At 59.4% G+C, this 14,188-nt stretch carries 11 protein-coding genes; 4 read left to right on the top strand and 7 right to left on the bottom strand.

All coding sequences use genetic code 11. The features are described from left to right. Positions 1 to 33 precede the first annotated feature (33 nt). A complete protein-coding gene (locus AC1DQM_RS25905) occupies positions 34 to 1,584 on the top strand; it encodes an alkaline phosphatase D family protein (protein ID WP_477747047.1) in 1,551 nt (516 codons plus the stop codon). A 120-nt stretch (positions 1,585 to 1,704) separates the two neighbouring features. Then, positions 1,705 to 2,121: a hypothetical protein gene (locus tag AC1DQM_RS25900; protein ID WP_155944820.1), complete on the top strand. Its 417-nt coding sequence runs from the start codon at positions 1,705 to 1,707 to the stop codon at positions 2,119 to 2,121. 75 nt (positions 2,122 to 2,196) lie between these two features. Here AC1DQM_RS25900 and AC1DQM_RS25895 read toward each other — a convergent pair whose 3' ends face one another. Beyond that, positions 2,197 to 4,725 (bottom strand): PepSY domain-containing protein, encoded by a 2,529-nt coding sequence (locus tag AC1DQM_RS25895; protein ID WP_477747046.1) that lies wholly within the window; start codon positions 4,723 to 4,725, stop codon positions 2,197 to 2,199. Positions 4,726 to 4,874: 149 nt separating this feature from the next. After that, complete coding sequence (locus AC1DQM_RS25890) at positions 4,875 to 7,133, bottom strand: TonB-dependent receptor (protein WP_477747045.1); 2,259 nt, start codon at positions 7,131 to 7,133, stop codon at positions 4,875 to 4,877. Positions 7,134 to 7,339: 206 nt separating this feature from the next. On the opposite strand from AC1DQM_RS25890, the gene AC1DQM_RS25885 reads away from it, so the two are divergent. Continuing rightward, complete coding sequence (locus AC1DQM_RS25885; RefSeq protein WP_018929505.1) at positions 7,340 to 8,020, top strand: Fe2+-dependent dioxygenase; 681 nt, start codon at positions 7,340 to 7,342, stop codon at positions 8,018 to 8,020. After that, positions 8,017 to 8,772, top strand: coding sequence for a tetratricopeptide repeat protein (locus AC1DQM_RS25880; RefSeq protein ID WP_477747044.1), 756 nt, complete (start codon positions 8,017 to 8,019; stop codon positions 8,770 to 8,772). Before AC1DQM_RS25885 ends, AC1DQM_RS25880 begins: the two co-directional genes overlap by 4 nt. A 90-nt stretch (positions 8,773 to 8,862) precedes the next feature. Here AC1DQM_RS25880 and AC1DQM_RS25875 read toward each other — a convergent pair whose 3' ends face one another. From AC1DQM_RS25875 to AC1DQM_RS25855, 5 genes are all read right to left on the bottom strand, one after another. After that, a complete protein-coding gene (locus AC1DQM_RS25875; protein ID WP_477747043.1) occupies positions 8,863 to 10,026 on the bottom strand; it encodes a type III PLP-dependent enzyme in 1,164 nt (387 codons plus the stop codon). A gap of 510 nt (positions 10,027 to 10,536) precedes the next feature. Then, positions 10,537 to 11,694, bottom strand: a complete 1,158-nt coding sequence (locus AC1DQM_RS25870; protein ID WP_477747042.1) for an osmoprotectant ABC transporter ATP-binding protein OsmV — start codon at positions 11,692 to 11,694, stop codon at positions 10,537 to 10,539. Further along, on the bottom strand, positions 11,691 to 12,344 hold the full coding sequence (locus tag AC1DQM_RS25865) for an ABC transporter permease (RefSeq protein WP_018929509.1): 654 nt from the start codon (positions 12,342 to 12,344) through the stop codon (positions 11,691 to 11,693). The genes AC1DQM_RS25870 and AC1DQM_RS25865 overlap by 4 nt, the downstream gene beginning before the upstream one ends. Before the next feature lie 18 nt (positions 12,345 to 12,362). Next, positions 12,363 to 13,265: a glycine betaine ABC transporter substrate-binding protein gene (locus AC1DQM_RS25860; RefSeq protein WP_477747041.1), complete on the bottom strand. Its 903-nt coding sequence runs from the start codon at positions 13,263 to 13,265 to the stop codon at positions 12,363 to 12,365. A gap of 20 nt (positions 13,266 to 13,285) precedes the next feature. Beyond that, the gene (locus AC1DQM_RS25855) at positions 13,286 to 14,002 is read right to left on the bottom strand and encodes an ABC transporter permease (RefSeq protein WP_018929511.1); all 717 of its coding nucleotides are present in this window, start codon (positions 14,000 to 14,002) and stop codon (positions 13,286 to 13,288) included. Positions 14,003 to 14,188: the final 186 nt, after the last annotated feature.

The raw sequence follows: 14,188 nt of genomic DNA, 5'->3' as shown, positions 1-14,188 counted from the left end.
ATGCTTTAGTTTTCCTTTTTCAGGGAGAGCACCATGAGCGAATTCGACCTCGGCCGCCGTCGTGTCATACAAGCTGTCGGAGCCGGGCTGTTGCTGCCCGGGCTGGCGCCGGCGGTGATTGCATCGGTCAAGGATCGGCCGCAACTCACCGATGGTGTGCAGTCCGGCGACCTGTTGGGCGACCGGGCGATGATCTGGAGCCGTAGCGATCGCGCGGCGCGGATGGTGGTGGAATGGGACACGCGCAGCCTGTTCAGCAACCCTCGTCGATTCGTCTCGCCATTGGCCGATGCCGGCACCGATTTCACCGCTCGGGTCGAACTCACCGGCCTGCCTGCCGATCAGGCAATTTTCTACCGCGTGACGTTCGAAGACGCCCAGAGCGGTGTCGCCAGCGAACCGTGGTTCGGCCATCTGCGCAGTGTGCCCAGCGCTCGGCGGAATATTCGCTTCGTCTGGAGTGGCGACACGGTTGGCCAAGGCTTCGGCATCAACCCGGACATCGGCGGTATGCGCATCTACGAAGCCATGCGTCTGCGCCTGCCGGACTTTTTTATCCACAGCGGTGACACCATCTACGCCGACGGCCCGGTGCCGGCGCAACTGACCACCGAAAGCGGCCGGGTGTGGCGCAACGTCACCAGCGAAGCCAAGAGCAAAGTCGCCGAAACCCTCGACGAGTATCGCGGCAATTACCGCTATAACCTGATGGACGAAAACGTCCGTCGTTTCAACGCCGAAGTGCCGCAGATCTGGCAGTGGGACGACCACGAAGTGGTGAACAACTGGTCGCCGGGCAAGCAACTGGATAATCGCTACAAGAGCAAAGATATCCACAGCCTGGTGGGCCGCGCACGGCAGGCCTGGCTGGAATATGCGCCGATGCGTTTGCAGAGCGCCGACGGTGGCGGGCGGATTTATCGCAAGCTGAGTTATGGGCCGATGCTCGATGTGTTCGTGCTCGACATGCGCAGCTACCGAGGTGCCAATGACGACAACCTTGGTGCCGCCAAACCGTTCCTCGGTCGAGAGCAATTGGATTGGCTCAAACGTGAATTGAAAAGCTCCCAGGCTCAATGGAAAGTCATCGCCGCCGACATGCCTATCGGCCTCGGCGTCCCGGACGGCGAAGTCAGCCCCGGTGTGGCGCGTTGGGAGGCGGTGGCCAACGGTGATCCGGGCCCGGCTCAAGGCCGTGAGCTGGAGATCGCTGAATTACTGGGCTTTCTGCGGGCGCAGCAGGTGCGCAATTTCGTTTGGCTGACGGCGGATGTGCATTATTGCGCGGCGCACCATTACCATCCTGATCGCGCGGCGTTCCAGGACTTCGAACCGTTCTGGGAATTTGTCGCGGGGCCACTGAATGCGGGGAGCTTCGGGCCGAATGCGCTGGATAAAACCTTCGGCCCCGAGGTGGTGTTCCAGAAGGCGCCAGCGGCGCAGAACACCTCGCCGTTTGCCGGGTTTCAGTTTTTTGGCGAGGTGAATATTGACGGGCAGACCGGGGACATGAGTGTGGTGTTGCGGGATTTGGATGGGGTGTCGGTATTCGAGCAGAAGTTGCAACCGGTCCAAGCGGGGTGAGAGTTGCAGGCTAAGAACCCTGTCGGATTATAGCCAATGAATATAATTTACTGTTATTTCTAACAGGTGTTATTTGGTTGGTTTTATTTAGACTGAAATCTAAAACCAACCGAGGCGCTAATGATGAGGCTGTTTAATGGGCAACAAAGATTGTCATGGAAGATCGTTGTATCCTTGATCTTTTGTACGATTTTTCTTACTGCATGCAAAAATACTAATGAAACCAATGCAGGTATATGTAATGGAGAATGGGCATTAGTCGGTGGTTATCTCTGCTGGGGCGGTATGCCAGGTGATGCTTATTGCATTTTGTTCGGGAGAGATAATGATCGTGACGGTGCTTTTCGGAGTGGAACCAGCGACACCTGCATTGTTGATGAGCTGGGAAATGTAAAGTCTTATGATTGTGACAAGATGTGCCGCGAGTTCGACTGTTCTAAAGCTCAATGCCCTGCTCCACGTGAAATTAAAAATCTCGATCTATATTTGAACACTAAAAAACGAGTGATAAACAACGATCCTTTAAAGGCTCCTTGAGTTTTGTTTTTAGTGATTCGGCTAATCCTGACGCTATGTTCTTAACGTAACGTCAGGATTAATTTCTTCATGCTCTCAGTAAACGTCGCGGCGGTAGCGGCCCTGTTCGATCAGGCGCTCGACTTCATCCGCACCCAGCACGTCGTTAAGCACTTGGTCCACCCCTGACGCCATCCCCTGCAAACTGCCGCAGATGTAAATCACGGCGCCATCGGCCAGCCATTTCTTCAGCTCGCCGGCAGACTCGCGCAGGCGATCCTGCACATAGATTTTCTCGGCCTGATCGCGGGAAAACGCCAGGTCCAGACGCGCCAGATCACCGTTGATCAACCACTCTTCCAGTTCCGCGCGGCACAGAAAATCGTGCTCGCGATTACGCTCGCCAAACAGCAACCAGTGACGCTGTTGCCCGTCGGCAATCCGTGCCTTGAGCAAACTGCGCAACCCGGCCAGGCCGGTGCCGTTGCCCAGCAGGATCATCGGCACCGGTTCGTTCGGCAGATGAAAACCACTGTTGCGCCGCACCCGCAGGTTGACGTGGCTGCCTACAGGCACGTGTTCGGTCAACCAGCCGGAGCCGATGCCCAGGCTGCCGTCTGGGTGCCGCTCCTGACGCACGATCAATTCCAGCGCGCCGTCGGCGGCGATCGAGGCGATGGAGTATTCGCGCAGGGCCAGTGGCACCAACGCATTCACCAGCGCTTGCGCGTGCAGGCCGACCAGATGAGCGCGGTTCTCGGGCAGTTGGCGGCTGGCCAGGGCTTGCTCCAGAGACTGCGACAGGCCATCGAGTTCAACCGTGGCTCGACCGTCAATTCCCAGGCCTTCGAGGAAATGCTCGATGGCCCACGCACCATTGCGCGGCAGCACTTCCACCAGATCACCGGCCAGCCAACTGCTGGTGCTGGGAGCGGTAAGGCCGAGCAAGTACACGGGAGCTCCACTGCTGTCCGGGTTCATCAATTCGCGGCGGGTCAGGGTCCAGTTGTCGTAGCTGGGCGCTTGCCAGGTGTCGACCGGTGCCTGACCCGTCAGCAGACCGAGTTGCTGTTGCCAGTGACGCAGGGCGTAAGGGTCGCCACCGTCGACTTCAACCGGGGCGAACAAGGTCTTGCCGCCGTGCTCGCCCAGCCAGGTGTGCAAGCGACGGGCGAAGCCGCAGAAGTGTTGATACTGGCGGTCACCGAGGCCGAGCACGGCATAGTTCAGGCGTTTAAGACTCGGTGCACGCCCCAGCACTTTACGTTCGAAACCGCGGGCGCTGTCCGGCGCTTCGCCGTCGCCGAAGGTGCTGACCACGAACAGTGCGTTGCTGGAATCTCGCAGATCCTGTTCGCTGACATCGGCCAACGGTTGCACCTTCACCGGTAATCCGGCGGCCTGCAATTGCCCGGCAGTCTGCCAGGCGAGCTGCTCGGCTAACCCGCTCTGGCTGGCGAAGCCGATCAGCCATGCCGGTACGTCGCTACCCGGTTGCTCAAGGCCTTTACGGGCATCCTTGATCTGACGTTTCTTGCGTCGGCGGTCCAGGTACAGCAACCAGCCCGTGACGAAAAACAGCGGCATGCTCAGCGCGGCGATGGTCAGGATGATCCGCCCGAGCAACCCGAAATAACTGCCGACGTGCAGTGCATAAATACTGGTCAGCAACTGCGCCTTGAGGCTCTTGTCGCTGTAACGGTCATGACGGCTGACGGCGCCGGTCACCGGATCGAGGGTGATCTGGTTCCGTGCCTGGTCGTGGGGTGAATCCTTCAGCAGGTAGAACACGGTTGCCGGTTGCCCGGCCACGGGCGGCATCCGAACGTTGTAGGACGAAAGACCAGGGCCGGCGGCGCTGTAGATGCTGCTCCACATCGCGGCGTAATCGGCGGTGGGGGCCGGGCCGCTTGGCGCAGGGCCGCGACCACTGCGAACCCGCTCGTTTTGCGGCGAATCGGAAAGCAGCCTGGTCAGCCCTTTGTTGTACCACTCGTACGACCAGGACAACCCGGTCAGTGCTGCCAAAAGGTAGAACACCAGGCACCAGGTACCGGCCACCGAGTGCAGGTCCCAATTGAAGCTGCGACCCTTTTTCTTCCAGTCCAGCGTCAGCCAGGCGCGCCAGCTTTTCCACTGGCGCGGCCAGCGCAGGTACAGGCCGGACAGGCAGAAGAACACCAGAATCAGCGTGCAGGCGCCGGTGATCTGCCGGCCGGTATCACCCATGGCGAGGAAGCGGTGCAACTGCAGCATCAGGCCGAAGAAGTCCTGGCCGGTGACGTCGCCCATGAACTCGGCGGTGTACGGGTCGAAATAACGCATCTGCCCGCGACGTTCGCCGGGCGGCGCCGTGAAGATCACCCGCGCAGCATTGCCGCTGTCGGTCTCGACCCAGAGCATAGAGACGATCTTGCCCGAAGCGCTTTCGATTTTCTCCACCAGTTCGGCCGGTGGCAGCACGCCGGCGATCTGCTTCTCGACGTGCAGCACGGAGGGGTTCAGCGTTCGCAGGATTTCATCCTGAAACGATACTGCCGCCCCGGTAATGCCCATCAGGGCCAGGACCAGTCCGGCGCTGATGCCGAAAAACCAGTGCAACTGGAACAGGGATTTCTTCAACACGTCGCTCGCCTTGTTCGTTCAAAAGTCATCATCACGGCGCGCATTATGCCGTGAGTTGTCGAGAAGCATTCTTTTTTACACGCAAAAGCCCCGTTCACTTTGATGAACGGGGCTTTTGCCTGAGCGCTTTGGTCTTCACGCTTCTGTTATCAGAAGTGGAAGTTGGCACTCAGCAGAGCAGTGCGGCCCGGCGCCACGTGGGCGTAGTGCGTCTGGAATACCTGGTCGAAGTAACGCTTGTCGGCCAGGTTTTGTACATTGAGTTGCAGGTCGACGTTCTTGGTCAGGCGGTAGCTGGCCATCGCGTCGTAACGCCAGTAGGACGGGATCTCCACCGAGTTGGCGACGTTGCCGAACTGGGAATCGACGAAGGTCGCACCGGCACCGACGGTCAACTTGTCCGGCACCAGGTCGTAGGTCGACCAGAACGTGAAGTTGTTTCGTGGGGTGCTTGGCATGTGGTTGCCTTCATCGGCGGCGAGGGTGGTTTTGACCACTTCGCTGTCCATGTAGGTGTAGCCGCCGAAGACTCGCCAGTTACGGGTCAGCTTGCCGGTGTAGGTCAGTTCCAGGCCATTGACCTGCTGTTCGCCGTCCAGCACTTGGGTGGTGCCGCCGTCCGGATCGTTGATACGCGCGTTGGTTTTCTCGGTGCGGAACAGTGCGGCGGTCAGCGACAGGTCGTCACCGAAGAAGTCCCACTTGGTGCCAATCTCGTAGTTGCGGTTCTTTTCCGGGTCCAGACTGCTGTTGTTCGCCGCCAGTTCCAGGCCACCGTTGCCGCTGGTTTCGCCGGCCGGGTTGCTGGACGTCGAGTAGGCGGCATAGAGGCTGCCGTTTGGCAGTGGGTTGTAGACCACGCCGATCTGGTAGTTCACCAGGTCGCTGGTGTTCTGACGGGAGAAACTGCCCGCTGGAGCCGTGCTGCTGGCGTTGGCGAAACCGCTGGATTCGACTTGGTAGTTGTCATAACGCAGGCCCAGGTTCAGGGACCATTGCTCGTTGAACTTCAGGGTGTCGAACACGTAGGCCGCGGCGGTCTTGGTGTCGGTGTCGGTGAAGGCGTTGCTGTCGGTGATCGTGCCGTTCCAGTTATCCCCAGGAGTCGGGTTGTACAGGCTGGTGCAGTCGCCGGAGTTGAACAGGGCACGGTTGCACCGGGTGCCGTTGGCGCTGGAGGTCAGGAGGTACGGGCGGTTGTGGGTGTCCTGATAGGAAAACTCCAGACCGGTCACCAGGCTGTGCTCGATGGCGCCGGTGTTGAATTTGGCACTCAGGTCGGTCTGGTTGATCCAGCCGCTGGACGTCGAGTTACGGCTCTTCGCGCCACGGTAGACACTGCCGTTGGCCACGTTGCCCTTGCTGTCGTCAGGGTTGGTGACGATGTAGTCCAGGGTTGAACGGGACATGCGAAAGCTGTTCGACACGGTCAGGCTATCGTTCAGATCGTGCTCGAGCTTGATCGTGCCGCTGTCGTTGCTGGTCTGGCGATAGTCGCGGCCGGTGAGGCCGTAGAAGTTGTCGCGGTTGACGTTGGCCGGCTTGTCGACGTTGTACTTGCTGCGGTTGGGGCTCAGGGTCAACGGGATGCCGTAGTCGGGCATGTCGTCGGTTTCGACGTGGTAGTAGCCGATGGTCAAGCGGGTGTCGGTGCCCAGGCCGAAGGCGAAGGACGGTGCCACGCCCCAGCGACTGACGTCCACGGCATCACGCCCGGCGACGTTGGCTTCGTGCTTCATCAGGTTCAGCCGGAACGCCGAGGTGTCGGTCATTTGCTGGTTCAGGTCGAGGGTGGTGCGCTTGGTCTGGTCCGAACCCCAGGTGAAGCCGCCGTTGTAGGCATTGCCCAGCTTGGCGGTCTTGCTCACCAGGTTCAGGCTGCCACCGGTGGAACCGGCGCCGGTGAAGGCCGACCCTGGGCCCTTGCTGACTTCGATCGATTCAACGTTGAAGATCTCGCGGCTCTGGGACGCCACGTCGCGCATGCCGTCGATGAACACGTCGCTTTCGGCGTTGAAGCCGCGAATGATCGGACGATCACCGGCCGGGTTGCCACCCTCGCCGGCACCAAAAGTGATGCCCGGCGTGGTGCGCAGGGCGTCGACCAGGCTGGTGGCGCCGGTGTCGCGAATCACTTGTTGCGGGATCACGGTGACGCTTTTCGGCGTCTCGCGCAGTGGCGCGGTGTACTTCTTGGAGGCCGAGGTATCGGTCTTGTAGGAGGTGTCATCCTGCTCGCCTACAACGCTGGTGGCGTCCAGGGATATGGCATTGCCGGGTGCTTTTTCGTCGGTCTTCTCGGCCGCGAAAACCATGTGGCCCGCAGAGCCGGCGGTGATCGCCACGCCAATTGCAGACGCGAGCAAACGCGGTGAACTGACCGTTGATTGTGGTTGTTGGCGTGACATGTGAATTCCCCTCCCCAAGGATTTGAGGTCGCGGAATGTAGAGTAAATACGTATCTGTATCAATTGCGAAACGTTGCTATTCGCAACGAATTTACATTCTTTACAATTGGCCTTTACGGTTTTTGCGGTTTCATTCGTCTCTTGGGTTTTACATAAGTAATAAGAATCAATACCATTAACGCCCCTTTGCTTTCAGGTGTCTTTCCATGTTGTTGCACATTCCCGGCGTGTTCGCGAAAGAAGAAGTGCAGCGCATTCGCGAGGCCCTGGCGCAGGCGGATTGGGCCGATGGCAAAATTACCGCCGGTTATCAGTCGGCGAAGGCCAAGCACAATCTGCAATTGCCTGAAGGACATCCGTTGACCAAGGAAATCGGTGCGGCGATGCTCGAGCGGTTGTGGAAAAATCCGCAGTTCATGTCAGCGGCATTACCGCACAAGGTCTTCCCTCCGTTGTTGAACTGTTACACCGCCGGTGGCAGTTTCGACTTCCATATCGACAATGCCGTGCGTCAGCCCAAGGGCAGCATCGAGCGGGTGCGCACCGACCTGTCGGCGACGCTGTTCTTCAGTGACCCGGAGGATTACGACGGCGGCGAACTGGAAATCCAGGACACCTTCGGCACTCAGCGCGTGAAATTGCCGGCCGGCGATATGGTCCTGTATCCCGGCACCAGCCTGCACAAGGTCAACGCCGTCACGCGTGGAACCCGCTACGCATCGTTTTTCTGGACGCAAAGCCTGGTGCGTGAAGACAACCAGCGCGCTTTGCTGTTCGAGATGGACGGGGCGATTCAGCAATTGACCCAGGACATGCCCGACCATCCTTCATTGATCCGCCTGACCGGTACTTACCACAACCTGTTGCGTCGCTGGGTCGAGGTATGAGTTATCAATTGCGCCGCGAGGAAGTCCTCGACGGTGATCGCCTCAAGGCCATGCTGGAGGAAAGCCCGGCGCGCGCAGCCCAGGCGATTCTGATCGCCGCCCGTGAAGGTGTGCTGGATGCCCAGGCCTTGCTGGGACAGATTTTGCTGGACGGGCGGGGTATCGAGCGGGATCAGCCGCTGGCGCTGCGCTGGTTCGAGATTGCGGCTCAGCGCGGGCACTTGATGGCGCGCAACATGCTTGGTCGTTGCCATGAACATGGCTGGGGGTGCACCGCCAACGCCACGAGCGCCGCGGGGCATTATCGCCTCGCCGCCGAGGCAGGACTGGATTGGGCGATGTACAACTACGCCAATCTGCTGGCTACCGGGCGCGGGGTGGTCGAGGATCAGGCGCAAGCGCTGAATCTCTATCGGCGTGCCGCTGAATTGGGCCACGCAAAGTCGATGAACCTGCTGGGGCGATACCTGGAAGAGGGGCACGATTGCCCGGCAGATCCGCACGCTGCCCGTGACTGGTATCGACGCTCGGCTGAAGGAGGGGATTTTCGCGGTCAGTTCAGTTATGCGGCGGTGTTGGCGGATGAAGGCAAGGTCGACGAGGCGTTGGGCTGGTTACGCAAGGCCTTGGATGGCGGGAATTTGAATTTCTTGCGGGTGGCGAGGAAGGCGCTATTGACGTCGACCGATCCAAGAATTCATGGGCTGGCTACCGAGTATCAACAGCGTGCTCGGGAGCTGACGCCAGGATAGATCGTTCCCACGCCCTGTGTGGGAGCGATCAGCACAGGCACAAAAAAACCCATGACACGTCATGGGCTTTTTGATTTCTGCGTGCAGTGCTTACACGTAGAACGATTTCAGCGGCGGGAAGCCATTGAACTCGACGGCGCTGTAGCTGGTGGTGTACGCACCGGTCGACAGCCAGTACAAACGATCACCGATCGCCAGGTTCAGCGGCAAACCGTACTTGTAGTTTTCGTACATGATGTCAGCGCTGTCGCAGGTCGGGCCGGCGATGACCACTTCTTCCATCTCGCCTTTCTTCTCGGTCCAGATCGGGAACTTGATGGCTTCGTCCATGGTTTCGATCAGGCCGGAGAACTTGCCCACATCCGTGTACACCCAACGCTCTACAGCGGTACGGGATTTACGCGCCACCAGCACCACTTCGCTGACCAGAATACCGGCGTTGGCGATCAGCGAACGGCCCGGCTCCAGGATGATTTCCGGCAGGTCGTCGCCGAAGTCTTCCTTCAGGAAGCGGATGATTTCTTCAGCGTAGGTTTCCAGGCTGTTGGTGCGGGTGATGTAGTTGGCCGGGAAGCCGCCACCCATGTTGATCAGCTTCAGGTGGATGCCGTCTTCTTCTTTCAGGCGTTCGAAGATCACTTTGACCTTGGCGATTGCCGCGTCCCAGACGCTGATGTCGCGCTGTTGCGAACCGACGTGGAACGAGATGCCGTATGGCACCAGGCCCAGGTCACGAGCCAGGATCAGCAGGTCCATGGCCATGTCGGTCTGGCAGCCGAATTTGCGCGACAAAGGCCAGTCGGCAGTGGTCGAGCCTTCAGTCAGGATACGCACGTAGACTTTCGAGCCCGGAGCTGCCTTGGCGATGTTGCGCAGGTCGGCTTCGGAGTCGGTGGCGTACAGGCGCACGCCCTTGTCGTAGAAGTAGCGAATGTCTTTGGATTTCTTGATGGTGTTGCCGTAGCTGATCTGGTTGGCGCTGACGCCACGGCTCAGCACTTTGTCCAGCTCATAGATCGAGGCGATGTCGAAGCTCGAGCCTTTAGCTTTGAGCAGGTCGATGATTTCCACGGCCGGGTTGGCCTTGACCGCGTAGTAGACCTTGGCGAATTCGAAACCGGCACGCAGGTCGTCATAGGCCTGGGCGATCATCGCGGTGTCGATCACCACGAACGGGGTTTCTTGTTTGTCGGCGAAGGCCTTCATTTTCTGGAAGGTTTCGCGCGCGAAATAGTCTTCGACGTTGATCGACATGCTGGGAACTCCTACTGGCAAACTGAAATTATCAATGGGTGCAAATGAACGCCCTCCGTATCCCCACTTTGGTTCGCCTACTTCCCAAGGCATGTCGCCGAAAGCAAAAAGGCCATGGGAGGCGGTGCTTCCCTTGGCCTTGCTGTCTCGTCGTCAGTACTTGAGCCGGATGGATCGTTTCCAGCATGGACGTTCGGCGCGAACTTTAGGGCGTGAGGGGCTTGAGATCAACAAAAAATGTCGCGTTTTTGCACGCTTCCGTCGTGCGGTCCCTGACAGCTACTGATGTAACCGACCTGCGTGACAGTGTGATGTTCCCCGAATGAGGAATTTTGAAGGGATTTGCACTGCCTTTGTGGCGAGGGGGCTTGTCGGAACGCCGCACCGCCCCGTTCGGCTGCGCAGCAGTCGTAGAACCAGAGTACTCGGTATATCAGAACAATTACGTTCTCTGGTTTCAGGGCCGCTTCGCGGCCCAACGGGGGCAAGCCCCCTCGCCACAGGGTCATATCAGGCGACAGCGGCCTCGGCTGGCGAAACAATGCTGGTCTTGCCCCCACGGGACTTACCGGAACTCAGGTATTCGGCAATCGATTCCTGAGTCACCTCACCGAGAAACACCCGCTCGGCGTCCATCACCGGCAGCCACGAGCGGTTGAACTCGTACATGCGCGACAGCAGGATGCGCAAATGCTCGTCGTACGCCGCGGTGGCGTTGAACTCGCGCAGGTATTGCGCGCAGGTGCCTGTCTGGCGATGCAGGTCGCGACGGCGCACGTAGCCCAAGGCCTTGTTCTCGGCACAGGTCACCACTACGTAGCGCCGGTCCAGTTCGTCCATCAATTCCAGGGCTTCGGCCACCGGGGTTTCCGGGCTCACCGACGGCGCGTTGTCCGCCGCATCTTCAGCCTTCACCAGCAGCAAGCGTTTGAGCGTGCTGTCCTGGCCGACGAAGTTGCTGACAAAATCGTCCGCCGGATGCGCGAGCAAGGTGTCCGGGTGGTCGATCTGCAACAGCTTGCCGGCGCGGAAAATCGCGATTTTGTCACCGAGCTTGATGGCTTCGTCGATGTCATGGCTGACCATGATCACGGTCTTGTTCAGCGCCCGTTGCATCTCGAAGAACTCGTTCTGGATCATTTCGCGGTTGATCGGGTCGACCGCGCCGAACGGTTCGTCCATCAACAACAGCGGCGCATCCGCCGCCAGTGCTCGAATCACACCGATCCGCTGTTGTTGGCCGCCGGACAATTCACGGGGGTAGCGAGTCAGGTATTGCTTGGGTTCAAGCTTGATCATGCTCATCAACTCGCGGGCGCGGTCGTGGCATTTCTGTTTGTCCCAGCCGAGCAGGCGCGGAACGACGGTGATGTTTTCCTCGATGGTCATGTTCGGGAACAGACCGATCTGCTGGATCACATAACCGATGTTGCGGCGCAGGGTCACTTCGTCGAGGTCGGTGGTGTCTTCGCCGTTGATCAGGATCTTGCCCGAAGTCGGTTTGATCAACCGGTTGATCATTTTCAGCGTGGTGCTCTTGCCGCAGCCCGATGGCCCGAGGAACACACAGATCTCGCCTTCATTGACGGTCAGGCTCACCGAGTCCACGGCTTTCACATCTTTGCCGTTGCTTTGGAAGGTCTTGCTGAGGTTTTGAAGTTCGATCATTTCAAGAGTCCTTTTGGGGTCAGCGTGCGTTGCAGCCATTGCAGAAGCAGGTCGGCGAAGATGGCCAGGAGACTGACCAGCACCGCGCCGACGATCAGCATCGACATGTCGCTGCGGCTGATGGAAGCGAGGATGAGTACACCGAGGCCACCGGCGCCGATGGTGGCGGCGATGGTCATCACGCCGATGTTCATCACTACGGCGGTGCGGACACCGGCGAGGATCACCGGCACGGCAATCGGCAGTTCGACCATGCGCAGGCGCTGACCGAAGGTCATGCCGATACCCCGGGCGGCTTCGCGAATGCCGGGTTCCACGCCGGTCAGCGCCAGGTAGGTGTTACGCATGATCGGCAGCAGCGAATAGAGAAACACGGCGGTGATTGCCGGCATCGGGCCCAGGCCCTGGCCGAACCTGGAATAGAACGGCAACAGCAGGCCGAATAGCGCAATCGACGGCACGGTCAGCAAAACCGTGGCGCTGGCTTGCAACGGGCCGGCCAATGTCGGGAAGCGGGTCATCAGGATGCCCAGCGGCACGCCGACCAGAATCGCCAGCGTTACCGCGATGCCAACCAGGGTGATGTGCTGCCAGGTCAGGTGCAGCACTAGCGGCCAATCGAGATGGGAAAAGGCGTTGAGAAATTCCATGTCTTTTTCTCCTCTGCCTTATTGAACAGACAGCAGTGGATGCTGGCGCAGGAAATCGGCGGCAACGGATGAAGGGCTTTCGTGATCGACATCGACCCGCGCGTTGAGCTGGCGCATGGTGGCGTCGTCGAACAGTTCGGCCAGTGGCTTGAGCTCTTCGGCGAGTTTCGGGTGGGCATCGAGGTAGGCCTGGCGCACCACCGGCGCGGCGGTGTAATCCGGGAAGTAATGCTTGTCGTCTTCGAGCAACTTGAGTTTGAAGGCGTTCAAGCGACCGTCGGTGGTGTAGACCAGGCCGGCGAACACCTGGCCATTGCGCAAGGCGGTGTAGACCAGCCCGGCATCCATCTGGCGAATGTTGTTGCGGGTCAGGTTCATGCCGTAGAGATCAACCATGCCGCCCAGGCCGTCGGAACGGTTGGCGAATTCGGTGTCCAGTGCGACGAGGTGATTAGTCTTCGCCTCGGCTTGCAACACCTCGTTCAACTGGCTGATGGTGTTGATCTGCGGGTAAGCCTTCGCGGTTTTTTCCGGCAGGGCCAGGGCGTAGGTGTTGCTGAATTTCGACGGAGTGAGCCAGATCAGGCCTTTTTTCTCGTCGAGTTCTTTCACCCGGGCGTAGGACTGCGCGCTGTCGAGTTTTTCAGTGACATGGTTGTAAGCCACCAGCGAGACGCCGGTGTATTCCCAGAGCATGTCCAGTTGGCCGCTTTCGTGAGCACTGCGGGCCAGATTGCTGCCCAGGCCGCCGGTTACCTGGGTGTCGTAACCCTTGGTGCGTAGGTATTGGGAGGTGATTTCCGCCAGCAGGGTTTGTTCGGTGAACACCCGGGCGCCAATGCGGATCACGGGTTTTTCAGCGGCTTGGGCGATTCCTGCGAACAGCAGAACGCAGCCTAAAAATAAGCAGACTTTTTTCATGTTAATTCCTTTGCCGAGGCTTAAGACGGGCGTAGGCCGCGTTCGAGCCAGAGGCGGCTGGCGAGTGTCACCAGTCCGTCGAGCAGCAAGGCCAGCAGGGCGGTGCAGGCCGCGCCGAGCAGCAGTTGCGGCTGATTGTTCAGGGCGATGCCGGGGAAAATCAGGCTGCCCAGACTGTTGGCGCCAATCAGGAACGCCAGCGGCGCGGTCCCGACGTTGATCGCCAATGCCACGCGCACGCCACCGATGATGATTGGCACGGCGTTCGGCAGTTCGACCCGGCACAGCACCTGAGTCGGGGTCATGCCGATGCCGACGGCGGCTTCCTTGAGCGAACCCTGAACGTTTTTCAGCCCTTCATAGGTGTTGCGCACGATCGGCAACAGCGAAGCCAGGAACAGAGCGAAGATTGCCGGACCGCTGCCGATGCCGAGGATGCCCAAGGCGATGGCCAGTACGGCGAGCGGCGGCACGGTATTGCCGATGTTGAAGATCTGCATGAAGCGTTCGGCGCGTCCAACCATGGTCGGGCGGCTGAGGAAGATACCGGCGGGGATGCCCACAACGAGGGCGGCCAGCATGGAAGCGAGGACAAGAATCAGATGAGCTTGCAGGTAAAACAACAAATCGTCGCGGTACTGTTCGATCGTGTTGATGCCAATCCAGTGGACCAGCAGGGCCAGAAGAGCGACGACAACCGCACCTCCTGTCAGCCCTTTGCCATAGCGAATAGCCACAGGCAGACTCCTTTTTTCAGTCGGCGAACGCAGTCCCGTGTGGCATGCCATTCCTGGCTGCCGGGAAAACAACGTTCGCGAGAAGCAGCTCTACATGCTGATAAAACCGCATGAAATCGAGCCATAAGCGCAGCCTCGTCAGGCTAACTTGCTGATTTTTCAGCCCCTGACGATGGGTCGTAACAG

The organism is Pseudomonas sp. 01L34, from assembly GCF_056400265.1.
The sequence above is the reverse complement of the archived record's forward strand: the minus strand, read 5'-3'. Positions and strand labels throughout refer to the sequence as shown.

Coding starts and splice junctions, on each gene's coding strand:
- AC1DQM_RS25905 (WP_477747047.1), top strand. CDS start 34: ATGAGCGAATTCGACCTCGGCCGCCGTCGTGTCATACAAGCTGTCGGA.
- AC1DQM_RS25900 (WP_155944820.1), top strand. CDS start 1,705: ATGATGAGGCTGTTTAATGGGCAACAAAGATTGTCATGGAAGATCGTT.
- AC1DQM_RS25890 (WP_477747045.1), bottom strand. CDS start 7,133: ATGTCACGCCAACAACCACAATCAACGGTCAGTTCACCGCGTTTGCTC.
- AC1DQM_RS25885 (WP_018929505.1), top strand. CDS start 7,340: ATGTTGTTGCACATTCCCGGCGTGTTCGCGAAAGAAGAAGTGCAGCGC.
- AC1DQM_RS25880 (WP_477747044.1), top strand. CDS start 8,017: ATGAGTTATCAATTGCGCCGCGAGGAAGTCCTCGACGGTGATCGCCTC.
- AC1DQM_RS25875 (WP_477747043.1), bottom strand. CDS start 10,026: ATGTCGATCAACGTCGAAGACTATTTCGCGCGCGAAACCTTCCAGAAA.
- AC1DQM_RS25870 (WP_477747042.1), bottom strand. CDS start 11,694: ATGATCGAACTTCAAAACCTCAGCAAGACCTTCCAAAGCAACGGCAAA.
- AC1DQM_RS25865 (WP_018929509.1), bottom strand. CDS start 12,344: ATGGAATTTCTCAACGCCTTTTCCCATCTCGATTGGCCGCTAGTGCTG.
- AC1DQM_RS25860 (WP_477747041.1), bottom strand. CDS start 13,265: ATGAAAAAAGTCTGCTTATTTTTAGGCTGCGTTCTGCTGTTCGCAGGA.